The 25,515-nt window shown below is 35.4% G+C and carries 19 protein-coding genes; 4 read left to right on the top strand and 15 right to left on the bottom strand.

Annotated elements, in window-relative coordinates; genetic code table 11:
• Window positions 1–12: 12 nt before the first annotated feature.
• The 8 genes from LDK52_RS10855 to LDK52_RS10820 form a co-directional block, all read right to left on the bottom strand.
• Window positions 13–1,428: a lipopolysaccharide biosynthesis protein gene (locus LDK52_RS10855; RefSeq protein ID WP_277585985.1), complete on the bottom strand. Its 1,416-nt coding sequence runs from the start codon at window positions 1,426–1,428 to the stop codon at window positions 13–15.
• On the bottom strand, window positions 1,429–2,160 hold the full coding sequence (locus tag LDK52_RS10850) for an acyltransferase (RefSeq protein WP_277586085.1): 732 nt from the start codon (window positions 2,158–2,160) through the stop codon (window positions 1,429–1,431).
• Between the two features lie 65 nt (window positions 2,161–2,225).
• Window positions 2,226–2,969, bottom strand: a complete 744-nt coding sequence (locus LDK52_RS10845; protein WP_277585984.1) for a hypothetical protein — start codon at window positions 2,967–2,969, stop codon at window positions 2,226–2,228.
• Between the two features lie 80 nt (window positions 2,970–3,049).
• Window positions 3,050–4,165, bottom strand: a complete 1,116-nt coding sequence (locus LDK52_RS10840) for a DegT/DnrJ/EryC1/StrS family aminotransferase (RefSeq protein WP_277585983.1) — start codon at window positions 4,163–4,165, stop codon at window positions 3,050–3,052.
• Window positions 4,166–4,238: 73 nt separating this feature from the next.
• Window positions 4,239–5,303, bottom strand: a complete 1,065-nt coding sequence (locus LDK52_RS10835; protein ID WP_277585982.1) for a glycosyltransferase family 4 protein — start codon at window positions 5,301–5,303, stop codon at window positions 4,239–4,241.
• 947 nt (window positions 5,304–6,250) lie between these two features.
• Window positions 6,251–6,655, bottom strand: coding sequence for a hypothetical protein (locus LDK52_RS10830; RefSeq protein ID WP_277585981.1), 405 nt, complete (start codon window positions 6,653–6,655; stop codon window positions 6,251–6,253).
• Window positions 6,656–6,745: 90 nt separating this feature from the next.
• Window positions 6,746–9,247, bottom strand: a complete 2,502-nt coding sequence (locus LDK52_RS10825; protein ID WP_277585980.1) for a phosphodiester glycosidase family protein — start codon at window positions 9,245–9,247, stop codon at window positions 6,746–6,748.
• A gap of 35 nt (window positions 9,248–9,282) precedes the next feature.
• Window positions 9,283–11,580, bottom strand: coding sequence for a hypothetical protein (locus tag LDK52_RS10820; protein WP_277585979.1), 2,298 nt, complete (start codon window positions 11,578–11,580; stop codon window positions 9,283–9,285).
• 164 nt (window positions 11,581–11,744) lie between these two features.
• Here LDK52_RS10820 and secA point away from each other — a divergent pair, with 164 nt between their 5' ends.
• Window positions 11,745–14,114: a preprotein translocase subunit SecA gene (gene secA, locus LDK52_RS10815; RefSeq protein ID WP_277585978.1), complete on the top strand. Its 2,370-nt coding sequence runs from the start codon at window positions 11,745–11,747 to the stop codon at window positions 14,112–14,114.
• 183 nt (window positions 14,115–14,297) lie between these two features.
• The gene (locus LDK52_RS10810; protein ID WP_277585977.1) at window positions 14,298–15,203 is read left to right on the top strand and encodes an LCP family glycopolymer transferase; all 906 of its coding nucleotides are present in this window, start codon (window positions 14,298–14,300) and stop codon (window positions 15,201–15,203) included.
• Between the two features lie 280 nt (window positions 15,204–15,483).
• Here the strand turns inward: LDK52_RS10810 and LDK52_RS10805 are convergent, their stop codons facing one another.
• The 3 genes from LDK52_RS10805 to LDK52_RS10795 form a co-directional block, all read right to left on the bottom strand.
• The gene (locus LDK52_RS10805) at window positions 15,484–15,912 is read right to left on the bottom strand and encodes a VOC family protein (RefSeq protein WP_277585976.1); all 429 of its coding nucleotides are present in this window, start codon (window positions 15,910–15,912) and stop codon (window positions 15,484–15,486) included.
• A gap of 92 nt (window positions 15,913–16,004) precedes the next feature.
• The gene (gene guaC, locus LDK52_RS10800) at window positions 16,005–16,988 is read right to left on the bottom strand and encodes a GMP reductase (protein ID WP_277585975.1); all 984 of its coding nucleotides are present in this window, start codon (window positions 16,986–16,988) and stop codon (window positions 16,005–16,007) included.
• Between the two features lie 154 nt (window positions 16,989–17,142).
• A complete protein-coding gene (locus LDK52_RS10795; protein WP_277585974.1) occupies window positions 17,143–17,340 on the bottom strand; it encodes a hypothetical protein in 198 nt (65 codons plus the stop codon).
• 202 nt (window positions 17,341–17,542) lie between these two features.
• Here LDK52_RS10795 and LDK52_RS10790 point away from each other — a divergent pair, with 202 nt between their 5' ends.
• Window positions 17,543–17,716 (top strand): hypothetical protein, encoded by a 174-nt coding sequence (locus LDK52_RS10790; RefSeq protein ID WP_277585973.1) that lies wholly within the window; start codon window positions 17,543–17,545, stop codon window positions 17,714–17,716.
• Window positions 17,717–18,077: 361 nt separating this feature from the next.
• Here the strand turns inward: LDK52_RS10790 and LDK52_RS10785 are convergent, their stop codons facing one another.
• Window positions 18,078–20,390, bottom strand: coding sequence for a 5'-nucleotidase C-terminal domain-containing protein (locus LDK52_RS10785; RefSeq protein WP_277585972.1), 2,313 nt, complete (start codon window positions 20,388–20,390; stop codon window positions 18,078–18,080).
• Window positions 20,391–20,637: 247 nt separating this feature from the next.
• Here LDK52_RS10785 and LDK52_RS10780 point away from each other — a divergent pair, with 247 nt between their 5' ends.
• Entirely contained in the window at window positions 20,638–21,618 is a 981-nt protein-coding gene (locus LDK52_RS10780; protein ID WP_277585971.1) for a proline dehydrogenase family protein, read from the top strand.
• Between the two features lie 525 nt (window positions 21,619–22,143).
• On the opposite strand, the gene LDK52_RS10775 is transcribed toward LDK52_RS10780, so the two are convergent.
• From LDK52_RS10775 to LDK52_RS10765, 3 genes are read right to left on the bottom strand one after another with little or no spacing between them, the layout of a single operon-like run.
• The gene (locus LDK52_RS10775) at window positions 22,144–23,289 is read right to left on the bottom strand and encodes a hypothetical protein (protein WP_277585970.1); all 1,146 of its coding nucleotides are present in this window, start codon (window positions 23,287–23,289) and stop codon (window positions 22,144–22,146) included.
• 39 nt (window positions 23,290–23,328) lie between these two features.
• A complete protein-coding gene (locus LDK52_RS10770; RefSeq protein ID WP_277585969.1) occupies window positions 23,329–24,690 on the bottom strand; it encodes a sensor histidine kinase in 1,362 nt (453 codons plus the stop codon).
• Window positions 24,680–25,387 carry a response regulator transcription factor gene (locus LDK52_RS10765; RefSeq protein ID WP_277585968.1) on the bottom strand — a complete coding sequence of 236 codons (708 nt, stop codon included), beginning with the start codon at window positions 25,385–25,387 and terminating at the stop codon, window positions 24,680–24,682. Before LDK52_RS10765 ends, LDK52_RS10770 begins: the two co-directional genes overlap by 11 nt.
• Window positions 25,388–25,515 lie beyond the last annotated feature (128 nt).

The raw sequence follows: 25,515 nt of genomic DNA, 5'->3' as shown, positions 1-25,515 counted from the left end.
TCATATCCCCCATTACTTTCTATTTACTAAATATTTATCCATTCTCACGAGCAATACTAGAATTATAAATGCTAGCCATACTCCTATTATTAGCCAATCAGTTAAATCCGTTAATTGAATATATACGATACTTAATGTAGCTACTATTAGCCAAAAGATTGTCCATGCCATTTTGAATCCAGAAAAGGGTACATAGTAGAGCTTTTGACTTTTTCGGAACACCATAAATAAAGCCAAACAATATGCTGCAATATAGGAAATAACAGTACCCCAAATTAAGAAAATCGGAACGAATATAAAATTCAATATAACAGATACAACTGCCGCTATTCCAAATGCGATAGATATATGTTTTGTTTGTTTCGAGTAAAATATCCCTGTAGAAACAATCATATAATAAAAACCTAAAAATGTTGCAATTGAAATTGGTGCTACATATTGAAATGCAATTCTAAATTGCTCTGGCATCACCAAAATAATCCACGGCATAAACGTAGCTAATGCTAAAACTCCTAAACTACCTATCAATAAAAATGCAGCGTATAAAGTAGCAAAAAGTTTTGGACTACTTTCCTTATCTTTTAATGACATCGAAAAAGGTCTCCAAGCAAGTTGAATCCCACTCGTCAATAAAGTGATGAATGTAGCAAATTTAATAGCCGTACCGTAGAGTCCAACATCCCCAATAGTTCCATACCCTCTTATGAAGTAATTATTTGCGTTAGCAATAATCCAAAAAGCTAAAGAAGCAGGTACCAAAGGAGTTGCATAAATTAGTATTTTCTTTAAAATACTCCAATCGAATAAAGGTCGCAAATAAACCTTTACTGGCTTTATTAATACTAGAACAATAATTGCTACACTTATTAATCGAGCCAAAAGTATCCCTTCAAGTGAAGTCCAAACGAACATCAAAAAAAGTAATGATACGATTGCTATTAAAAGCATCTTCGCAACAGTTGTCGCGACCACTCTTTTCGTATGAAAATCATATCTCAAGATCGTTAATACGAGCGTAATAATAGTATCTAAACAAAGCGTTCCAAGAGCAATATAAAATAATTGAGATTGTCCAGGAACATCTAATAGCAGTACCGAGAGCCACTCTCCACCAGTTAAAAATACGATAAAAAGTAGAATAACAATGAATAACCTAAATGTCATAACGGATCGAACATACTTTTCTCGTGTCTCTTGGTCTTTGTATTCAAAATAGTAATAAGCCAAAGCAGAATCTGTACCAAAGATCACTAAGAAAGTAAGCATCGACATATTCGTATCGACAAGCTGAAGCAAACCAACTAGTGATGTATCAACTAGGTAATGGGCGTACAAAGGAAACAGGATGAAAGCAATTAGTTTCGTTCCTACATTCATAAATGCATAAAGGAGCGAATCCGCTCCTAAACGTTTTAACTGAGAGAACACTTAGAGAAGCTCCTCTTCAGGTACATTTTTCAAGAATTTAGCTGGGAATCCTTTAATTACCGTTTTTTCTTCTGTATCTTTTGTAACAATTGCTCCAGCTGCTACGAAGGTTTCTTCTGCAATGGTGATTCCCGGAAGAATAATAGCTGCTCCGCCGATACGTGCACCTTTTTTCACAATTGCTCCTTTGATTTTACCAAAACGAGCCTCTGTTCTACCCATAAAGTTATCATTCGTTGTTGTTACACAAGGTGCGATGAATACATGATCCTCTAAAATAGAATGCGCTGTTATATATGAATTCGATTGAATTTTCGTACGTTCCCCGATTGTTACAAAGTTTTCTACCGTAACATTGCGTCCGATAATAACAAATGATCCAATCTTCACATCTTCACGTACTGTTGCTAAATCTGCGATTAATGTACTCTCACCAATAATAGCCCCTCTATAAATAATCGTATTCGCTCCAACTGTACATTCTTTTCCTAGTTCAAGGGGTGGAATTTCTTTTGTGATTTGCATTGTGCTTGTTTTAGCGGGTTTCGGTTGCTTTCCAACAACAGCACCATCATCAATTGTTGTGCCATCTCCGATGATTGTATCAGCGTGAATGGTCACACGATTACCGATGCGAACATTGCTCCCGATTTTAGCACCTTCTTCAATAACTGAAAAATGTCCCACTGTTGTATCTACACCAAGCTCAGCAGTGTCATGTATAAAGTTCATGTTCATATTTCCCTCTTTTCGATTCCATTAAAATGCGTTACATTTTTAAAAGATAACTTTATGGTTTAAATAACTCTTTTATTTCCTCTAGCTTCTAAGATGTATTTCCATAGAGATAAAATAAGGATAGCAGCTAATATCCCAAGAATGAACCCTGCGATTGCTCCTTCTAAGCCATACGATTTTGCTTCTACTACATAAGAAGCATTTGCTAGTGCCGGCTGCTCAAAAGTAATGATGTCATTTCTAACACGTTGCTCTGTAGCCATCGCATTTGTTAAATCCATTTCAGCAGTACTTAGTAAAGCAGAAAAGTTATTTATAACTGTTACATTATTTGTATCGTTTAGAATTCCTTTATAGGACTCAATTGCCGTCTGTAAAGTTTCAATACGTTTTGCTTGAGCTTGTGCATAAGTTTCTGTTTGCTGTATCACTTTATCATGTCGAGCCATTAATCCCTCTAATAACTGATCATTGAATTGAGTTAACTCTTTTGTTAATGCTTCCTTATTGCTCCCATGAGTTTCTACTTTAATGTAGCTTCTTGTAGGTACAAATACTTCTGTAGGACCAGTAAAGTGTTCCCCATATACTGTTTGAATATGTTCAGGGTTTGTTAATGCTTCTAACTTAACAGAACCTGTAAATATTGTACTTTTCCCTACATAATCTCCATCACTAGGTATTAGCATTCCGCCGACGTATCCTAACAATGCTACTATTAGTGGAATAATGAGAAACCATATTTTCTTTTTCCAAAAAAACTCTAATGAATCGTATAAACGATATGTTTTATTTTCAGCCATTTCACTTCTCCTTCAAATCTCTTTAACAGGCAGTTAGAGGGAAACGTAAATAACGTCTCCCCCTACTTTTTATCCATTCATTATTTACTAGCAAAAAATTCAGCAATTTTCTCTACCACATATTGCTGCTGTTCTTCTTTTAACTCTGGGAACATTGGTAAAGAAAGAGCTTCATTTGCAGCTTTTTCAGTTTTAGGGAAATCACCTAGTTTATACCCTAAACCTGAAAAAACAGGTTGAATATGCAATGGTAGTGGGTAGTAAATCATCGTAGCTACACCGTTTTCTTTTAAGAAAGTTTGTAATTCATCGCGACGTTCCGTCAAAATAGTATATTGATGGAATACATGATGGAATCCTTTTACGATTACTGGTGGTTTCACATGATCAGCTACTTTTTCATTTAGTAAATTAGTATAAAAATCAGCGTGTGTTCTACGTTGCGCACTCCATGTTTCTAAATGCGGGAATTTCACATTCAATACCGCTGCTTGTAATTCATCTAAACGACTGTTATAGCCAAGCACATGGTGGTAATATTTTGGTTTACTACCGTGCACACGTATCACGCGACTTTTTTCTGCGATATCGTCGTTATTTGTTACGACCATACCACCATCTCCATATGCACCAAGGTTTTTAGTAGGGAAGAAGCTATATGTAGCTGCATCACCAAGTTCACCAACAGTAAATTCACCTTGTCTAGCTCCAATTGCTTGTGCTGCATCTTCCACAACAAAAAGATTATGCTTGTCTGCAATTTTACGAATGCTAACCATGTCTGCCATTTGTCCATATAAATGTACAGGAATAATAGCTTTTGTTTTATCTGTAATATGTTTTTCAATCTCATTAGGATCTAAGTTAAACGATACTGGATCAATATCTGCATATACCGGGGTTGCACCAGTTCTGACAATTGCTCCTCCAGTTGCAAAAAATGTAAATGGAGTTGTAATAACTTCATCTCCAGGTCCTACTCCAGCAGCTTGTAACGCTATATGAATCGCATCACTACCATTCCCACAGCCAATCCCATGGGCAACATGACTATATTTTGCAATATCTTCTTCTAGCTTTTTGACATTACTACCAAGTATAAACTGAGAGCTACTCATCACTCCGTCTAATGCTTCTAATACTTCACTTTTTAATGAGGCATATTGTTCCGATAAATCTAACATTGGTACTTTCATTCTATCAACACCAACCTATTCCATAAATTAAAATCTACTATAAATTTAAAGCAATATATTAAAAGCACATGGATTAATTGCGCTTATACCCAACAACCTTTTGAAATACAGAAATAATAGGTCTGTATTCATCACTCACAAGTCCAATCTTTTCTGCAATAATTTCAAATGCAACTAATATGAACAGCAAGATAAAGATTGCCCATCTTAATGTCAGTGTTTCAAATGTAATTGCCGTAATACTAAAGATTAAACCAAAACCATATATAACTAATACCGTATCACGATGTGTCAAACCTAAAGCTAATAAACGGTGATGCAAATGCGACTTATCCGCAACAGAAATAGGTTTCCTATTTACTACCCTTCTAATGATCGCAAAAGAAGTATCGAAAATTGGTACTCCTAAAATCATAATTGGAACTACAAAGCTAAACAACGTTACACTTTTGAATAATCCAAGTAAAGATAATACTGATATTGCATAACCTAAGAACATTGATCCGGTATCACCCATGAAAATTTTCGCCGGGTAAAAGTTATGGAACAAAAATCCAAGCGTACTCCCCAATAATATTAGGGAAAGTGTAAGAATTAGCATCTTATCTGCTGAGAAAGCTAGGAATGCAATACTTGCAAACACAATTGAAGAGATCCCCGCGGACAGCCCGTCCAATCCATCGATAAGATTGATAGCGTTTGTAATAGCTAATATCCAAAATAATGTAACCAAATAGGAAAAGATACCAAGTTCAAATACACCAATGAACGGGATATTTAATACATCAATCGTTAGTCCACTACCCATTACTGCACAAGCAGCTAAGATCTGACCTGAAAGTTTAATTTTAGCTGATATCTCATATTTATCATCTATTATTCCCAAAACAATTATGATCAATGCACCGACTATAATACCTGTAATTTTTGCTTCATACAATCCAGCCACAAAATAACCAGCAATTACTGCTATAAAAATAGCAAGACCTCCTAATCGAGGCATTACATTTTGATGTACTTTTCTTTCAGAGGGTTTATCAACCGCTCCTATTTTATGTGCTAGTTTAATAACAAGCGGTGTTACCGCTATTGCTGTCGCCATAGATACGATAAAAGCAAGAAGTAATTTTATGTCCAAAAATATCATCCTTGTCTTTTTATTTTCAAAAATTTAGTACAACATTCCATTTAGACGTTTATCCTATATGAAAGTTTCTTCAATTAATGATTATACTATAAAAATACGCTTTTAACCAAATTTAGTATAAAGAAAGAAAAGACTGATTGTTCATAAACGGTTGCATATGCAATCGAGTATACTGTTCAATTTGATATAGATTACTTTCTACTCGGATGTGGCTAACCAACAATATGAACCGGCCGTCAAGTATGACTTATCAGCGTTCTATCCTTTATGAAATCTTTTCCTTTAAGTGTAGTCTCGTTATGACACTATTAGAAAGAAATATTTTCTGAACTTAAATATTCCCTTTCAATAGATAATTTTACCGTTTCGCAAGTAAATAGTCTACAAGAGCAAGTAAACGTTGAAAATGAGCAAGTTATTTATTGGGGAAAGCAAGTAAAAGACTGTTGACCGCAAGTAAATGAAATATTGGAGCGAGTAAATAAAAAGAAGATGGAGAGTTAAGAAAATCCGGGCAAAAAGACGCCCGGTCCTCTAAAAATAAAAACGTAGATATGCCGTTGATTTCCGCTACGAGCGGACGCTTTCCGTGGGCACGGCTTCAGCCGCTTCCCTCGCGATGCTCAGTCCAGGGTCTTCAGCTCGCGCTGTTCCCACTGGAGTCGCCGCTCCGCGCTCCAATCAACTAGGTCCACTTTATATAATCATTCTTAAATGTTCTGCAAATCCAGTGTTCATGTTGTATTTTTATATACTTTCATAATATTTTAGAAGAACCTGGCAAAAGACATTTACGGTAATTTAAGTTCAAGGTCTATTTCTATCGTTTTCGAAGGCCTTTGGCTAGCCGTCACATGATAGTTTATCCATATAAACACTTAAAGGAGCGCGACGGTAAGTCGCACTCCTTTAATGAAACGCATAGAAATATGGTGATTTTAAGAGAATTCAGGCCAATTAACTTGGAACTGATCTCCATCAATTTTTTCGAGGGTTCTATACTTGAAAGGTACTAACTCATCCAACTCGAACTCTTCTAATGCTCTTTCAAGTGGAAGTAACTGGAAATTTTCCTCTTCTTCAATAATCAAATATGCCCCTACAACTTTACCGTTTTCTTTCGTATTAATACGAATAAAAGCCGGGAAGAACAAATCATTATTAGATTGAATGACAGAAGAAGCTAGTATTACATTTTTACCATCTTCGACAATGCTATCTTGTTCTATTTTATCAAATACTTTTAACGCCCACGCTTGTCGCTTATAATACCCTATTATCTTTTGGGCATTTGCTTCTACCGATGCGTTAGATTTCTTCGTTTCTTTTTCTTCCGAGTCCATGTACTTCCCTCCACAATTAGCAAAATTCAATGCAAATTACGTTATCACACATCAATAGAGTTCGCAACATCCAATGATTTTTCTTTATATTTAATCTTTATAGATAGACTGAATGTCATCTATTATAATTTCACCATTTGTTTTGTTATTATTTTCAGTTTCCATATAACGAACAGGTAAAGCCATTTTCAATGGATATGTTAATCCTGCTGGTACTTCAGTAGAAACAAATTGCCAGTCTGACCAGTTCACATTTTTACTAAAGTCTAATTGAACTGTTTTTCCGGTGGCATCTGTTATTTGAGAACGTAACCAATGACCTTTACTATCGCCTTTTACCCACATACCAATTTTTTTAGCAGGAGTAGTAATTGTTAGACTTGTTTTTGCATCCACATATGCTCCTGAAGTTCCGGTAGTAGCTGTAAAATCATAAACTAGTTTAAGGGCTTTTGATCCATCTCTATCATTTGTAACAGATTCAATAGAAACAGAATTTACTCGATCACCCGAGGCTTCATAGTTAGAGATCCCTTTATTGAATGACTCTAAAATGGTTGGCGCAACTTCCCCAACTACAACCGGAATTGTAGTTGTCTTAGAACCATATGTTACGGTAATCGTACCAATACCATCCGTTTTCGGAGTTGTAAATTTACCATTACTTATTGCCCCAATAGTAGATGTCCAAGTAAACGCAGCAGGATCGGTGATTACTGCTTGTCCATTGTTCATTCCGGTTGCAGTAACTTGAACTGCTTGTCCTTTATTTACGTGTAAAGAACTTTCATTGGTCTTAATGCTATCCAACGTATTAGTAACTTTAATTTGGATATTTGTTGTTTTCCCATCATAAGTAACAACCCCTGCGTATGTTCCCGGACCTGCTGTAACTAATTGTTTCCCACTCGAACTTTTTAGAATAGTTGAAGTTACTGTGCCACTCCCTGATACTGCCACAGGGTTCATATATTGATCGATACCTTTAACAGGTACAGAAAGATTAGTATAAGTTGCACCCTGGAACAGCTCTAGAAAATTAGAAGCTGGCGCAATCGTTGCAAGCGCCCCTGTCTTATATTTACTGATAAATAATAATGTGTTTGAAACAGAACGTTCCCCACCATCAGATGGTTTGTTAGCAACAGTCACTTTGTCTGCTCCTAGTTCTCTAGCTACTAGAGTAGAAGAACCACCACCATCAAATGTCATCGCATAGTGAGCACCTAAATCTTTCATAAGCTTAGCCGTATTTTGTAGTGTCAATCCTTTACTTGAAGTAGTACGACCATCTACTACTATTGTAAAAATACTACCATCTTTTTTAATGCCAACTGCAGTACGTGGTGCAACTCCTGCAACTTTGATCGTTTGCAGAGTACCATTTTTCACCAAATGGTAACGTCCACTTACAGATTCACGAACATCATTCCACTCAGTTGGTGTGAAATTTGTTGAAATTTCTATTTGATCTCCTACTTGAACTGTTTCTAAAAACTTACTAGCAAAATGGTGTCCAGATAGAATTATTTCTCCACTATTCAACTTTGCATTTCCAACACTTGAAATACTTTCACTTACAGTACCTACTAATTTTTCAGACCCATTTAACTTGCCTGATTCCACTTTTACTCTGACTTCGGTTCCAAGTGCGTTTGTTCCAGTCGTTGCCGAGAAGTCTTTTGTATATATTACTAGGTGATTTGCACCTCTTGTTCTATTAACCGAATTAATAGCATAAGATTGTCCACCATTAACTGTAACATTCATCGCAACTTGTGGAGCACCGATAATTGCCTGACCATTTGACTTAACCCCTAATACAGCAAGATCACTTAATCCCGTTTGAGGTGTGGATACGATAGATCCATCCATCATCATCAAATCGATTGGTTGACCAAACTTATCAAAATAATCTCCATTTACTCCCCCTACCACGTGATAGGAATCATTTTGGTCTACACTATTTGCTTGTGATGAAGTAGTTTCAAATCCTTTAATTTGATCTTTTGCTAGCTCAGCCTTCAATCCGATATTTGATGTTTTCCCATCATATTCAAGCATGAATAGCTTTTGCAAACCATTTGATGAGTCGATATCAAAGAACTTTTTACGAACTCCAGGCGCTATTTGAGTAATAGATTGGCTAGAAACCTTACCTATTGTCAAGGAAGGTTTATTCTCTACTGGAAACAAATTGGATGATGTATTTCCAGGAACCGGTGTCGACCCCTGAGCATTTGCTAATTCTTTTAATTTTGCTTTAGATGGTGTTTTATATTCTACATAGCCAGCCATCTTCGTGATGTACATACCACCACCTAAACCGTACTGTCCTCCGTATAAATTATCATAACGGTAAACACGATATTGTTCGCCAGGTTTTAATATTCTTTCAAATACCAAACCATCTGAAGTGCGTTTCCAAAGGTTAATCGGTTTTACAACTTTGATTTTACCGGCTTGTCCAGGAACCAGCAAGATTCCATCCCAATAGACTTTAGTTGTTTGCGCTTCTACTTGATTCGTTTGGAATAGTCCTCCCGTGACAACAGCAAAAATAATTAAAAGGTATAGCAATTTTTGTTTCATTTAAGTAAATTCTCCTTCGTTTCGTCGAGCAGCTATTACTGCTTGTTTTGTTTTATCGCACGATTTTGTTCTATTGTATATTTCCATAAATTACTTCCATCGTAGTAATATAAATTACCATTTAAGTCTTTTTCAAGGCCGTAAACACCTTTGTCTTTTAACCACTCAACTGCTAATGTATCTTTTGTAACTCTGAATAATTTACCCTCTACACTTCCGTATATATATCCATCTACGTTTTCTAAAATTTGGGCGTTACGGAATCTTCCAGAAATTAATGGTAATAGTTCAACCGTTTTAACATCCGTCCACTCATCTGTGTAGACGAATAACTTTCCATCCGCCATACCCCATATTTTATTATCCTTATCTACTATTAAACTAGTAATCATACTTGCACTTAATGGAAGATGAATATATTTCATATCTTCCGGAGTACTTCTATTAAAGTAGAATAGTCTTGCACCTCTTGGATTTACTTGTTGGTTTGCATGAATAGAAGTTCCACCAAATACTTGTGTCCCTCTAGTTACTAAAGAAACGATACTTTGGTTATAAATATAGTTTTCATAGATTTCCATTTTTTCAGTTTCAGTATCAAAGAATGCCAACGCTCCACCGCCAACACTTGTATCTGGTAAAGTACCAAAAATAATTTCTTTCCCCTTATTGTATGGCGCTACCGCAGTTGTACGTTCTTGACCATATTGGCTCATACGGATAACTTCTTTAGGGTTTCCAGTAGACCATTCTTTTTCACGATCATAAACTAGAAGTCTTGCAAGTGGATATGCACCGATATATAGTTTGTTATTAATATGGAACATAGATTCAATTTGACTGATATTACGGTATAGTTCTTTGTTTCCTGTTTGTACATCATAAACGCCAAGTCCACCAGACATATATCCGTTGGCAAATATTTTCTTGCCGTCTGAGCTAGTAGCAAGTGTGTACAACTCCACCGGCTGTTCTGGTAGTTCAAATTGATGGTGCGTCATTTCACCTGTTTGTGGATTATACTCAAAAATCTGACCTAAATTATCAACCATACCTGAAAGCAAAAATTCCTTTGGCTCTTCTACGATCGGTTCTTCTATTATTAAATCGCCTTCACCTGGAATTTCTTCCGTAACCTTTTTATTGTTTGGCACTCCTAAGACTGGAGTAATAGCTTTTGCTGAAGGAATAACTGGAGTTTCCTTAATAATAGTTTCCTTAGTGTTATTTTGAATAATTCCTTCATTACTATTATCATCTTCATCTTTTGGAGAGTCTTTTAAGATAAAGTCTAAGTTAATAGCTTCTGTACCTTTTGGTAAAAAGACACCTAGTTCTGTATGCTCTTTTGTATTTAAATCATATTTAATGAGTTGCTCCGCTTTTGTGTAATACAGCGCATCTTCATTTGGAGAAAGAACGGAAACTGTTTTAGATTTCAATTCAAACTCATCAACAATTTTTAAAGTTTTACGATCGAAAATCACCGCTAAATTCGAAGGATGTAATCTTGCAATAATATAGTCATCTGTTAGCACTAAATCCTGTGCATATTTTTCCGACATATATTTAGATGGTAAAAATGAAGTGAAATTTTTCGTATTAGGCTTTTTAACTAATAAGTCCATTGGAGAGCCAATCGAAACATAAATTTCATCTTTCTTTTCATCCGCTACAATTGCTTTCACAAATTCTCTTCGTTTACGAATTTGACCAAATTCCTCTATTTTTTCTGTCTCTGTATCAAAAGCAACTAGACTTCCTCCATATGCAGAACCTGCATATACTTTGTTACCAGAAACGATTAAATCTTGAATAGATGTATCGCTTTTATTGGAAAAAATAGCTCCATGATTTTCAAATTCCTCTGAGTTAGGATCATAGCTGTATAAAGTACTTGAAACGGAACCACCAACCCATAGCTTTCCATTCTGGTCTACATCAAGACCCCATGCGCTTTTTGAGTCTTCAAGTGTAAATGTATGTACAATTTCTTTTGTTTCATAGTTGACTACGACTAATGCTGCAGGAGATCCATGCATGATGTAATAAATGAAGTATTCTCCCTTTTCATTTGCTGCAATTTTAGAAGATACTGCTGATGATTTGAAAATTAGGGAACCAAGATTCTCATAACCTTCCAATTTCACTTCTTCTTGCTGTTCAACTTCAACTGCATTCTCTAACCATTCTTCTGAACTACTATCTACCTCAATTACTTCTTCAACATTCTCTATCTTTACTTCCGTGGCTTTTAATTCTTCTGCATAAACTGTCGAACCAACTGGCGCAACTAACATAATACATAACATAGATTTGTAAATTTTTCTCATTTCATAACCCCTTTCCCTATTATTCTAACATTAACATCTATTGGTAACATTTAAAACTTAATGTTGTAATATAATTGAAATATAAGCACATTATCTCATAAAATGCTTGCTTATATAATTCGTGATATAATAGAGTTTGGAATTTAAAAGTAGGGAGAATGATTATGTTACATTCTATTAAAAAGATGATATCTGGTGAAACAATCGAATTAAAACAACTGAATAAAATTGTTTCTAAAATAAATGCTCTTGAAGAATCCTTTTCACTGAAAACGGATATAGAACTCAAAGGGTATACGCAAATTTTTCGTGACCAATTAAATGATGGGATCTCTCCAGAAGAATTGATCATTGAGGCTTTTGCAGTCGTTCGAGAAGCTTCAAAAAGGGTTTTAGGTAAACGGCATTATGATTCACAATTGATGGGTGGAGCAGTACTGACACAATCCCAAATTGCTCAAATGCAAACTGGAGAAGGTAAAACATTAGTCGCGACTTTGCCGGCATATGTTATGGGCGCGCATGGAAAAGGAATTCATATCGTTACTGCAAACGAGTATCTAGCAACTCGTGACTATGAAGAAATGAAACCATTGTTTGAGTTTTTAGGTTTGACAATCGGCTTAAATATTTCTGGAATAGAAGCTGATGAAAAACAAGCAGCTTATAATTGTGATATTACATATGGTACCGGGACAGAATTTGGCTTTGATTACTTACGTGATCATATGGTGCAAGATGCTGATCAGCTAGTTCAGCGTCCACTTTTTTATGCATTAATAGATGAAGTGGATAGTATTTTAATAGACGAAGCAAGAACTCCTTTAATTATTGCCGGGAAATCAAATGCTAGCTTGAACTTGTTTCCTATTATGCATATGGTAATTGATTCCTTTGAAGACAAGGTAGAATATGATTATTACCCAGAGACAAAACAAATCGTATTATTAGACGATGGTGCAGACCGTTTAGAAGAGGCATTTGGAATTGAAAATGTTTACGATAGTGAGCATCGCGAATTCATGCACATTGCTATGCAGACTCTTCGCGCTAAAGTTGTCATGCGTAAAGACGTAGATTATATCGTAAAAGACGATAAGATTATGATTGTTGACCCATACACAGGTCGTATAATGGAAGGTCGGACATTCAGTGATGGACTACATCAAGCAATTGAAGCGAAAGAAAAGGTTTCATTAAAAGAAGAAAACAACACGCAGGCTTCGGTTATGATTCAGCATTACTTCCGTTTATATAAACATGTTTCTGGTATGACAGGAAGTGCCATTCCCTCAAAAGATGAATTTTGGGAAACATACAATTTGCGTGTAACAGAAATTCCAACAAACAAGCCAAATCAACGTAAGGATTTAGATACTCTTGTTTATTTGACAATAGAAGATAAAGTTAAAAAAATTATTGAAGAAACAAAGAAATACCATGAAATTGGCCGTCCAGTTTTAATAGGAACTACTTCTATACAACAATCAGAAAAGCTTTCGTCTGCTTTAAAAGAGTTGGATATAAAGCATTCGATATTAAATGCCAAAACTGAAGAAGACGAAGCAGAGATTATTTCTAATGCAGGACAGCTACATAAAATCATGCTTGCTACCAACATGGCTGGTCGTGGAACAGACATAATTCTTGGTGAAGGAGTACCGGAACTAGGTGGACTTCATATTATAGGTACTGAGCTGCATAGTAGCGCTCGTATTGATATGCAGTTGCGTGGTCGCGGAGGACGTCAAGGAGATCCAGGTAGTACACAATTTATCATCTCTTTGGAAGATGAACTTTTCTACTTTTATGATGAGTACGAGCTGGAGAAATATAGAAAAAAAGTAAAAACAGATTCAACTGGTTTAATACTTGCTACGAACCCATCTAAATTCGTTTATAATGTGCAAAAAGTTATTGAAGGCACCCATTCATCTAGTCGCTCTCATTTATTGAAACTAGATGATATTAATAATGATCAGCAAACAGTAATGTATAACTATCGCGAGAAGGCGCTCCATGTCCATAATATGCAGTCGCTAATAATTGATGCCATGCACGAACGAAAAGAATATCTTATCCAAGAACTTGTTGATCTAATCTTAGAAAGTGCAGACAGTATGAGTATGTGGAATGAAATTACTGATGAAATTAAGATATTATCAACATTAAGTTCCGATACTTTAAATGCAATGGATACCACGGACAAAGAAAGTAAAGAGCAACTAGAGGTCGCATTGAAGAAAGTTTATAGCCAAGCAATGGATGTTGCCAGTACTGTTTCCCTAGAGGAAGATATTTGGGCGAATATACAATCCATTTACTTAGAAGCTTTAGACAGATCATGGATCACACATTTAGATAATCTTCATCATTTAAGAGAAGGTATTAGTATTCGTGGATATGGTCAAGAAGATCCTTATAGACTATATGCATTTGATGCACTCTACTCGTTCGACCGAATGTTACAAGCTTTCTTCAGAGATATAATTAGGTATTTCTTACAACTAAACGCAACGAAAATAGAAGAGTAAGTCCTTGCAACATTTATAGTGAATCTCTTAAGAGGATTGTGGTTATAGCCGCAATCCTCTTTTTTTGTATGTTTAATAAAATTTGAAACTATACATACTATCATCAGTTCTAATTAATATTCTAGAGCTTACATTCATATATTTACGATACGGAATTGTCGCTATAAGAAATGAGGATTATGAATGTCGAAGAAAAAAGTTTGGATTACCATCATAAGTTGCTTACTTTTTGCTGGGATAGTATACGCCACAAGTATTTACCGAAATGTATCCACAACACTCGAGACTATCCATGAACCGGATATTCGAAAGGTTTCTGAGCGAAGAGAAATCGAAGTAGAGCTTGTGGAAAAAGAACCAATCTCCGTTTTACTACTAGGTGTAGACGAAAGAGAGGCGGATATTGGACGTTCTGACACTATTATCGTACTAACTGCTAACCCCTCTCTATCTTCGATTAAAGTATTGAGCATCCCAAGAGACACGTATACGGAAATCATTGGATTAGACAAAATGGATAAACTAAATCACGCGTATGCATTTGGTGGGACAGATATGGCACTTCGTTCTGTCGAAAATTTACTTGATATTCCAATTGATTATGTTGTACAGGTTAATATGGAAAGCTTTTTAGAAATTGTCGATAGTGTTGGTGGTGTAACAGTTCAGAATACTACTGCTTTCGAAGAAAACGGTTATGTGTTCAATGAAGGTCCAATCCATTTAGATGGTGATATGGCACTTAGTTATGTGCGCATGCGAAAGAATGATATACAAGGTGACTTTGGAAGACAGGAGCGCCAAAAACAAGTTCTCCTAGCTATTTTAAAGGAGGGAGCTTCTTTCAATAGCTTGCTCAACTATAAGGATTTATTGGCCACATTAGAGGAGAATATCCGTACTAATATGACATTCGATCAAATGATGGATATTCAAAAAGGTTATAAGGATGCTCTGACAAATGTCGAATCTATTGCTCTAACGAATGGTAGTGGCCAGGTAATGAATGATATTTGGTATTATGTACCCGAAGAGGAAGAGTTGAATGAAGTATCGATGAATTTGAAGAAGCATCTGGAGCTTGACTAGGGAATTTATTGTTGGGCCGGTTTACTTGAGGTTGACGGATGAATACTAGCGAGTGGCAGTTGGCTACTAGCGCGTGATTGGTGGATACTCGCGGTCGGTGAATGTTTACTTGCGGTTGACTGGTCGATACTAGCGATTGGCGGCGGTTTACTTGCGCTCGCTCTGTGGTTACTTGCGGACGGGCGTCATTTACTGGCGGAACGGGATTTCCTTCCATTTAAATCTATAAAAAAGGGCTATGCGACGTCTATTAAAACGTTGCATAGCCCTTTGTAAGATATTATTGTGGCAATTGATCGGTTTCATGGCTAAATTGCCATTCGATGCCGAATTTGTCTCTTAAGGATCCATAACATTTACTCCAAAATGTTTCTTGTAGATCCATGCTTACTTTGCCGCCTTCTTTTAGTGCATTAAATGCGGATTTGACCGTTTCTACAACTTTACTGACAAAAGCTAAGCTAATATTATTTCCTTCTACAAAAGATGACCCTGGAAATGTATCCGAGAACATTATGTTGCTTCCATTAATATTTAAGCGAGTGTGAAGAACTAAATCTTTTGCAACTTCTGGCAATACAAAATCCGGACTTTGAGGTGATTCACCAAATGTCATAATTTCTGGTTTTTCTGTCTTAAATACTTCTGCATAAAATTCAGCAGCCTCTCGACAATTTCCGTTAAAAGTAAGATATACATTTACAGCCATTTAGAACACTCCTCTTCTTAAATAACGTTAATATTCAAATAATAAACAACAATTATATTGTAGCATTTGAGGTCCTAAAATAACATAAAATTTTAGTAAACTTTATCTCCGTTGAAAATGGAGTTTTTAACAATTACATAATCTACTGTGCGAATCGATTCTAGTTTATTTCCACCTGAATAAGAAATAGAGGATTGTAAATCTTGTTCCATTTCTTTCAAAGTATCTTCTAGAGGTCCTTTGTATTCTACAAACATCTTTTTGCCTTCAACATTTTTCTTTTCACCTTTTTGGAATTCAGATGCAGAACCGAAATATTCTTTATATCGTTTACCATCCTTCTCCACTGTCACACCAGGAGATTCCTCATGGCCTGCAAATAGAGATCCAATCATAACCATGGAAGCACCAAATCGAACGGACTTTGCAATATCGCCATGTGTACGGATTCCACCATCTGCGATTATTGGCTTGCTAGCTGCTTTTGCACACCAGCGTAGTGCAGCAAGTTGCCAACCACCAGTTCCAAATCCAGTTTTAATCTTCGTGATACACACTTTTCCTGGTCCGATACCAACTTTTGTTGCATCTGCTCCAGCATGTTCTAGCTCTCTTACTGCTTCTGGAGTACCTACATTACCAGCGATGACAAAGCTCTTCGGTAAATATTCTTTAAGATGTTTGATCATGTTAATAACGGCATTAGAATGACCATGTGCTATATCTATCGTAATGAATTCAGGTACCAGATTCTCTTTCGCTAACTGCTCTACAAATAGGTATTCTTCCTCTTTGACACCCACACTTATAGAAGCAATTAACCCACGTGATTGCATACTCTTAATGAACGCAGTACGTTTTTGCGGTTCGAAGCGATGCATAATATAAAAGTAACCATTCTCCGCTAAATAATTTGCAATGTTTTCATCTATAATTGTCTGCATATTAGCAGGTACTACTGGCAATTTAAAAGTATGTCCTCCAAGTGTGACTGTAGTATCACATTCCGATCTACTATTAACCACACATTTTGCCGGAATTAGCTGAATATCTTCATAATCAAATACATTATCCATCAATTACACTCCCAAATACGAATATTTATTACAATACGAACTATAATGTTCGTTCATTTGGTAATTTACATCATATTTGGTAGTATGTCAATCTTTTTGGAGTTCATGTGCAAATGTTTCAATAAAAGTTACTCAAGTTAAATTTGGAGAGCAGCTAGTGAGTTCTTTCACGTTTGTTTATATCTACATGCATTTCGAGTAATTTTATCCGGTCACTTAGCTCTAAAACTGCTTGCATAATTTGATGCTGATCTGCCTTTGACATATTTGTATGACGTTCTACCTGCTCAACTGTTTCCTCTACTTTTTGTAAACTGCGATTCATTACTTGAACTAGATATTCAACAGTCATCGCTTATCCACTCCTTTCATTTCCTCTATTTTATCTACTCATTAAGTTAATTCAATTGTCAGAATTAATTTTTAAATGCAACTATGGAATTTCTACAACCTTTTCGATCTAAGAATTCATTTTTGTAGCGATTTTGGACCTCAAAATTTTTTTATGTTTCATGTCATTTTTTATTTTTGGTTAATATACTAATAGAAAGGGTATGAGGAGGAGATTTTCTATTAACGTAAATCCAGTTGAACCAGAAGAAATGGCGTATAGAAATGACTTAGATATACAAGCTTCCCTTCAGATGATTTGGGAGGGAGCTCCTCTTTCGCCAATGGATATGGAGAAAGAGGAGTCAGCTCCACAAACATGGCCCCTACAATTGTAGGGTTTTTTTGATTTATTTTAGGAGCTGGAACGTGATAAGTTGAATGATCATTAACTAGAGGACTAAAAAAATGACGATGTGCCACTTGAAAACGACAATGGGAATACTGGTTGGGGCTCGTTTCCTAGCATTCCTCTCAGGGCAGACAGGAATTCTTACTCTAGATGACAATATCATTTCCCCGGAAATAATAGTGGTGGACGGTTTTGTAGAAGTACCGAAAGGGTATATAATTTGCGTCAAGCCAAATTGGACAGAGATAGAACGTTATATGTTGAATATGCTAGTATTTAAATATTTTCATCATTTTTGGTTAAAAAAATCCTTTCGCTAGATTAATAGCGAAAGGATTAATTTCTCTTTACTTTTTCACGTCAACAATGCGACCTTCTGTTTTATTATTAACAGTTTTTAATAATTGTAATTGTTCTTGAAGGTTTTCCCAATCTGAAAGACCTAGGTCTGTTACACGACCTTCTTTGTAAATATTCGCAAACACATCATAGCCATCGCCGCCTTTAGCCGTAAATGCATTGGTCGCTACTTTATACTTTTCTTCATTTTTAATATCTACAAATGACCCATCTTCTGCCTTGTATTTAATTGATACTACTCGTTCACCAGCAGGTTTTGAAGAATCGAATTCCACTTTTGCTCCTGCAACGTGTAAGAATCCGCCATTTTCTTTTGGATAACTTTTAAAACTGATTTCAAATGCAGATTTTAATTCTGCTCCTGTTATTTCCATCGTTGCTAACGTATTACCAAATGGAAGCACCGTAATAACCTCACCTACTGTAATTGGTCCTTGTCCGATTTCAGCACGGATTCCTCCACCATTTTGAAACGCCATAATAACTTTATTATCGTATTTTTTTGCTTTCAAAAGCATACCATCTGTAATAATATTTCCTAAAGCAGTCTCGTTTTTACGAACGCTTGGCTTTGTATCATCACCATCGGTACGTGGGGTTTGCAATTCTTCTACTGCATTTACACCAATTTCTGTTTTATTAATTGTATCTATTTTACTTGAATACGTTTTTAATAGAGCAGCCGCAGTAGGATCTGCTACTTGGTCTTTAATCTCAATTAGTTTTCCTGCGTGCCCTATTACTTTACCTTCTCCATCAAAGTCCACATCTAGTGTTCCTAGGAATTCACTATATTGTGAAGCTTGTACGATAATAGTAGGATCCTTTTTCTTACCAGTGCTATCTTTATCAACTAATACAGGCTTCTCTAATTTAGTATGACTATGTCCACCAACGATTACATCAATACCATTGACAGCAGCAGCTAACATTAAATCATTATCTACTGTTGGATTGTCATCATATCCAATATGAGTAACCGCAACAACTTTATTGACACCTTGTTTCTTAAATTCATCAACCATTGTTTGTGCTGCTTTGATATACTCCGTAAAAGTTACATCTTTCGGACTAGATATAGTAGCAGTTTCAGCAGTAGTTAGACCAAACAATCCAATCTTTTGGCCGTCTACTTCCTTAATAATTCCGCTGTAAATTTGTCCATCTTTTGGATTAGATGAAACATTCACATTAAATAATCCTTTTAGATTCACATCTTTAGAAAAATCAACGTTCGAGCTAACAAATGGGAAATTAGATTTCTCGATAAATTCTTTTAGTGCTTTATGCCCTTCAGGATCGTTTCCTAAGTCAAACTCATGATTACCAAATGTCATTACATCATAATCCATTAACTTCATTAACTCTAAATCTGCTTGACCTTTGAACTCATTGAAATATAAAGTACCTGAGAATACATCTCCTGCATCAATTAGCAATGTAGAAGGATTTTCAGCTCTTACTTCTTTTATAGCCGTTAAACGTTTAGGTGCTTGTGTTGTACGTGCATGTGTATCATTTACATGCATTAAAGATAGCGTAAAACCTGCTTTTGTTTGAGCACTAATATTCTCAACGTATGCAAGTAATTCTTTGATAATTGGAGAAGAAGTGCTTGGTAGTTTTTCTATTAATAGGTTAATAGATTCCATTACTTTTACAGCTTCATCTTTTTTGTTTGCTGCTAAGTATGCTTCTGCCTCTTTCGTCTTCATAAATATAGTAACTGGTACCATGAGCTCATCACGCTTTTGATTTGCAGGATTTTTATATTGCACTAATAGTAGATCACGAGGAGCTTTTCCTGTAAAACGATACAGGATAGCGGTACGTGTTTTCAATTGTACAGAAAGTTTATGATAAGCCTTTTCTAACTTGTCCCAATCTTTAATTGCTTCTGCTTGTTTAATTTCTTTCATAATTGGATCTAAGTATTTGTCCGCATAGTTATAAGCATCAATATAAGGAACAATACCTTTAGTTACATGTTCATTATATAATTCATCTAAATTTTTAAGTAATAAATCTTTGTTTTTTACATTGGATTTAATAATTTCATTTCTTGCTTTTTGGTAACTTGCTTTTGCGGTGTTCAAAGCGGGGTATAAGTCCTTACTAGTCGAAAGTTTTCCAGCTTGTGCTGGGACTACATAGGAATAAGCAGAGTTCTTAATATCTTGCCTTGCATGGTCAACTACCTCTTGTAGTGAACTATTTGCAAATGAAACGCTTGAAACAGAAAATAATGATGTTGTAATTACTGCTGCTACAACTGACTTTTTAATCTTATTATTCCGCATGTCCTACCTCCTGAAATTGTTTTGAATAAATAATTTTTAAAGATAAGTGAAAATTACTCACTATACCAAAGTTAACTTACTACTTTATAAATGGCAAGTTAATTTTCTGATAATTAGACGTAAAGATTTATATATTTACAATATAAAAATAGTTTATAATATTATGTCGAACTACAGTTAAATGAATGCTATTGCCAGCGGAATTTGTGGTATAATGAAGCATCAAAACAGAGATAGGAGCATTACAATGTTAAAAGATATTTTTATGGCTTTGTCTGAAAATCAAGTACTAAATGGTGCGGCAAAAAAATATGGTTTAAAAATGGGTGCACAGCATGTTGTTGCTGGAACAAACATTGAAGAAACAATTGAGAGCATAAAAAAACTAAATGCAATGGGTATCTCTTGTACAGTAGATAATTTAGGGGAATTTGTTTTCGAGAAAGAAGAAGCATTAGCTGCCAAAGAACAAATTATCGCAGTAATCGAAGCAATTGAGAAGCATCAAGTAGATGCACATATTTCGTTAAAACCATCACAGCTTGGTTTAGATATTGATTATGAATTCACATTTAACAACTTAAAAGAAATAGTAGAAATCGCACATAAATATGGCACGTTTATCAATATTGACATGGAATCCACCAAACACTTACAGCCCTCTTTTGATATTTTGGATGAGCTTTCAAAAGACTATGATAATGTTGGTACTGTAATTCAAGCATACTTTTATCGAGCTTCAGAAGATATTCAAAAGTATAAAAATTTCCGCCTACGTATCGTAAAAGGTGCTTATAAAGAGCCTGCTGAATACGCTTACCAAACAAAAGAAGAAATTGATAAAAACTATGTAGAGCTAATAGAATGGCATTTATTAAATGGTAAATTCACTTCTATCGCTACTCATGATCATAATGTGATTAACCATGTTAAACAATTCATAAAGGATAATAATATCTCTAATGATAAGTTTGAGTTCCAAATGTTATATGGTTTCCGCACTGACATGCAACAACAACTTGCAAACGAAGGCTATAACTTCTGCACATATGTACCATTTGGACAAGATTGGTACGGTTACTTCATGCGTCGTCTTGCTGAGCGTCCTGCAAATATGAACCTAGTTGTAAAACAAGTTTTCAATAAAAACACGAATACAATGATTGGTCTTGCTGCTGGTGCATTTGCACTTGGTCGTATCACTAAAAAACGTAACAAACGTAAATAATAAAAGTTGTCTCGAGGTATGAAAATTTTTGTGCGGTTAGGTAAACTATATAAAGGCAATGAGTTTACCGTACATTTGTTGAAAACTGCTTGATAATGATGAAAGCACTTGCGTACTGTCTATAAACAGTACACAAGTGCTTTTTTGACCTATGTGGATTTAGTTTGTCCGGTTATGGGCTATATCTCCGTTTTTAAGGGCAATCATCATATTTTAGGTGTATAGATGTTATGAAAGAATACATACAAAAAACACCTCACTCTACGGGGAATTGTAGAGTGAGGTGCATTTCCCCTTGTTATCGCACAAGAATTATATTATTACGCCGTAAACAGTATTACCTTCGTTCGTTTCGTTTATCGCTTTGATCGCCGTAAGATCGTTCCCCTATTATGCTGAGTTGCCTGAACTTGTTTCCTTCAAACTCGTTCAACAACAATTTGAAGTGCTATTCATTTGTTATTTTTATCATAAAGGATTTAAATGAGAATACCACTAGAGTTTTATTAGAATTTGATGAGAAACTTATTCCCAAGTCACAGAAAGTATTTTTCCTGAGATTGCATGTACCTGAATAGTTGCTTTCGTTTTCTTTTCTTTCACACTTTCTTCTGTTTTAGTAGCTGTCATTACAATTAAGTAATAACCACCCTCATTCGTCTTCACAAAGGAGTTATTTTCTACTGTACCCTTTTGCTGTTGCTGGGCTATCTTTAAGGCTTCATCGCCAGTGATTAGAACAGTAATCGGCTTTTCAGTAACTTCCGTCTTTTTTTCTTCTGTTTTAACTACTACAGAAAGTTCACTTTTCTCCGTATTTTTTTGTTCTTCTGTTTTCGAACTTTCGGTCTTTACGGTCGTTTCACTTTTAGTAGTTTCTGTTTTAGCTGCTTCTGTTTTTGAAGTAGTTGTTTTAGGTGGTTCAATTTTTTCTAACTCTACTTTATTTGTCTCAGATTTACTTACTTCTGCCTTAACTGCATCTATTTTAGCAACCTCAGTTTTAGTTGTTTCCTCTGTTTTTGTTTCTTTTTTAGACTCTTCTTTAGAAGACTCTACCGGTTTACTAGTTTCAGCTGCCAGCACTTCTTTAAAAGCGTCTTTAATCGCTTGTTTGATAGGTTTTTCTTCTGCTTTTGCTTCTTTTTTAGTACCTGTTTTTTTTGATTTTTTATTTTCCACAACATTTGGATTCTCCACAATTTTTACTTTCGGGGATGATGCCTTAGGTTTTTCAATAATAACTAATTTAGTAGTACCATTAGAAGAAACTATATTACTTTCAACTATTTCTACTTGTGAGGATGGCATTGTAGATTTCTGACTTATTTCAGGTCCCTCATCAAATTGTCCATTAGTTGTCTTGGTCATAACCGGTACTTCTTCAATGATGAATTCATCCGTGTGTTCCAACGAATTCACATTACCGGTAGTGGCACTCATTTCTACTAAATACACTTGTCCACTTTTTGCAATTATTGCCTCATAAACATCATCATTTTTCTTCACTTCTGCTACTTCTGCATCATACATTTGCTCGAGTTGGGTGCGGACGTTCTTTTCAGTTATAGGTATTTTATTTGAGTCAGTACTGACTATGAATACAATTACTACGATACCGATTGTAACTATACAAACGATAATAAATCTTTTCATTTTAGTAAATTTCATTCACGCACTCCCCCTCATATTCATCTTAAGTGACGAACATTAAAAATCGATGAGAATTTGATTAGAAGGAAGAAAAATATGGATGGTTGTACCAAATCCTACCGTACTTTGGATGGTTAGTGTTGCCGGGAGGCGATCTGCAATACCTTTTGCAATAGCCATCCCAAGTCCAGTCCCTCCTGTTTTACGATTTCGCGCTTCATCAACCCGGTAAAACCGATCAAAAATTCGATCCAAGTCTTTTTTAGGAATACCATCTCCATAATCCATGATGGAGATAGTTGTTCCTTCCTCGTTTTCTTTAATAGTTGTCTTTATATCTTTTTCGCTATATTTCCGAGCATTATCTAAAATGATAAAAAGTAACTGTCGAAGCTGTTCTGTATCCGTATTGACATAAAATGGACCATCACCTTTTAATAAAAAGTTCCGATTATAAGAAGTTCTCATTGACTGTAATGTTTCTTCCACTTTAACTTTCACATCGATCAAATCATTTTTATTTTTTTGTTTTCCTTTACTTGTTGCCAAAACTAGCATTTGTGACACCATTTCTTTCATTCTACTCGTTTCGTTAATAATTGCCTGGACGGACTCTTCCGCAATTTCGGTATTACCAAAACCATGTCTAGACAATAGTTTAGCGTAGCTTTCAATAACAGTTAATGGTGTTTTTAATTCGTGAGAAGCATCAGATACAAACTGCTCCTGCTTATTAAAATTTTGCTCCAGCTGTTCCATCATTTCATTAAAAGCAATGCCCATTTGAGCCATTTCGTCTTTTTTATTTGGACGAACTGCTATTTTTTCATATTTCCCTGAAATTCTACTATGAGACATTGTATTTATTAATTTATTAATAGGATTAGTTATAATTTTCCCTAACATTATACTTGAAGCAGTCATCAATAACATCCCGATTAGAGTTACAGCAACCAAAATAAGACGAAGGAAATCTAAATTTTTTCCTACATCCAATAATTGTTTCATCGTCTGTACTTCTACGACTTTCCCATCCGACCAAATAACAGGTTTAGTTATCGTTAAAACAGGTGAACCATCGAGCATTCCAATGGAGTAACGTTCATCCACTTCAAAGTGTGGTTGATAGGTTGTTATTTCTTCAATTGATTGAACGACTAATTGTAGTTCTTCTTTACTATCTAAGATCCGCACTCCACCTCTAGGCGGTATATAAGTACGTAAGATAGTTGCAGGGTCGTCCTTTGTTTGCATCTTACTTAATGCCCCGATCATTTCATCTACATCCGAGTTAAGCTGAGTATATTCCGAATCAAAAGCCATTCCTTCAAATAAAAAATATACACCTATATTCATTAAACCTATGATTAGTAACGTCAGTAGGGTAGAAAATAGATGTATTTTCGTTTTAAGCTTCATTCTTTTGCTCCTTTAGTACATATCCGACGCCGCGGACGGTTTGTATATAAGAAGATTGCTGATCATCATCTAACTTTTTCCGAACGTAGCGTATATAAACATCTACAACATTCGTATCTCCATAATAATCGAATCCCCAAACAGCATCCAGAAGCTGCTCTCGTGTCAACACTTGGTTAGGGTGCTTCATCATATATAACAATAAATCATATTCGCGAGGAGTCAGATTAATAGACACTCCTGAATTAGTAATTTCACGCGTTTGTACATTCAGTAAAAGTGAATGAAATACATGTACATTTTCATCTTGAACAGGAATTGGAGTAAGGACTTTAGCAAAACGAATTGCTGAACGTACACGAGCTAGCAACTCTTCAATTTCGAAAGGTTTCGTCACATAATCATTCGCTCCCAGATCTAAACCAGTCACTTTATCATCTGTATTATTTTTTGCAGTTAGCAAAATTACAGGCGTTTCATCTTCGGTCGCACGAATTCGTCTTAATACGTCCAGTCCATTTAAGCCAGGAAGCATTAAATCCAGTAACACTAAATCCCATTTCTCCTCCCGATATTTTATCAATCCGTCTGTTCCTGTATATGCAATATCCACAGCGTATCCCTCAAACTCTAGCTCTAACTGAAGAACACGTGCAATATTTTTTTCATCTTCTATAATTAACACCTTGTCCTTCATGGAAACACTCCTTTTCCCCTATTTTATCACACAATATGAAGCGACAGCAGTTTCAAAAAAGAGTTTAAAAAGGAAAAGGTGAACAACTAATCATCCTTGTCTTGTATCAAACTCATTTGTAGAAAATT

Origin of the sequence: Psychrobacillus antarcticus (genome assembly GCF_029533155.1) — a bacterium.
Classification (GTDB): domain Bacteria; phylum Bacillota; class Bacilli; order Bacillales_A; family Planococcaceae; genus Psychrobacillus; species Psychrobacillus antarcticus.
The sequence above is the reverse complement of the archived record's forward strand: the minus strand, read 5'-3'. Positions and strand labels throughout refer to the sequence as shown.

Excerpts from the sequence above, each read along its gene's own strand:
- LDK52_RS10850 (WP_277586085.1), bottom strand. The coding sequence starts at position 2,160 with ATGAACTTTATACATGACACTGCTGAGCTTGGTGTAGATACAACAGTG.
- LDK52_RS10845 (WP_277585984.1), bottom strand. The coding sequence starts at position 2,969 with ATGGCTGAAAATAAAACATATCGTTTATACGATTCATTAGAGTTTTTT.
- LDK52_RS10840 (WP_277585983.1), bottom strand. The coding sequence starts at position 4,165 with ATGAAAGTACCAATGTTAGATTTATCGGAACAATATGCCTCATTAAAA.
- LDK52_RS10830 (WP_277585981.1), bottom strand. The coding sequence starts at position 6,655 with ATGGACTCGGAAGAAAAAGAAACGAAGAAATCTAACGCATCGGTAGAA.
- LDK52_RS10825 (WP_277585980.1), bottom strand. The coding sequence starts at position 9,247 with ATGAAACAAAAATTGCTATACCTTTTAATTATTTTTGCTGTTGTCACG.
- LDK52_RS10820 (WP_277585979.1), bottom strand. The coding sequence starts at position 11,580 with ATGAGAAAAATTTACAAATCTATGTTATGTATTATGTTAGTTGCGCCA.
- secA (WP_277585978.1), top strand. The coding sequence starts at position 11,745 with ATGTTACATTCTATTAAAAAGATGATATCTGGTGAAACAATCGAATTA.
- LDK52_RS10810 (WP_277585977.1), top strand. The coding sequence starts at position 14,298 with ATGTCGAAGAAAAAAGTTTGGATTACCATCATAAGTTGCTTACTTTTT.
- LDK52_RS10805 (WP_277585976.1), bottom strand. The coding sequence starts at position 15,912 with ATGGCTGTAAATGTATATCTTACTTTTAACGGAAATTGTCGAGAGGCT.
- guaC (WP_277585975.1), bottom strand. The coding sequence starts at position 16,988 with ATGGATAATGTATTTGATTATGAAGATATTCAGCTAATTCCGGCAAAA.
- LDK52_RS10795 (WP_277585974.1), bottom strand. The coding sequence starts at position 17,340 with ATGACTGTTGAATATCTAGTTCAAGTAATGAATCGCAGTTTACAAAAA.
- LDK52_RS10790 (WP_277585973.1), top strand. The coding sequence starts at position 17,543 with ATGAGGAGGAGATTTTCTATTAACGTAAATCCAGTTGAACCAGAAGAA.
- LDK52_RS10785 (WP_277585972.1), bottom strand. The coding sequence starts at position 20,390 with ATGCGGAATAATAAGATTAAAAAGTCAGTTGTAGCAGCAGTAATTACA.
- LDK52_RS10780 (WP_277585971.1), top strand. The coding sequence starts at position 20,638 with ATGTTAAAAGATATTTTTATGGCTTTGTCTGAAAATCAAGTACTAAAT.
- LDK52_RS10775 (WP_277585970.1), bottom strand. The coding sequence starts at position 23,289 with ATGAAATTTACTAAAATGAAAAGATTTATTATCGTTTGTATAGTTACA.
- LDK52_RS10770 (WP_277585969.1), bottom strand. The coding sequence starts at position 24,690 with ATGAAGCTTAAAACGAAAATACATCTATTTTCTACCCTACTGACGTTA.
- LDK52_RS10765 (WP_277585968.1), bottom strand. The coding sequence starts at position 25,387 with ATGAAGGACAAGGTGTTAATTATAGAAGATGAAAAAAATATTGCACGT.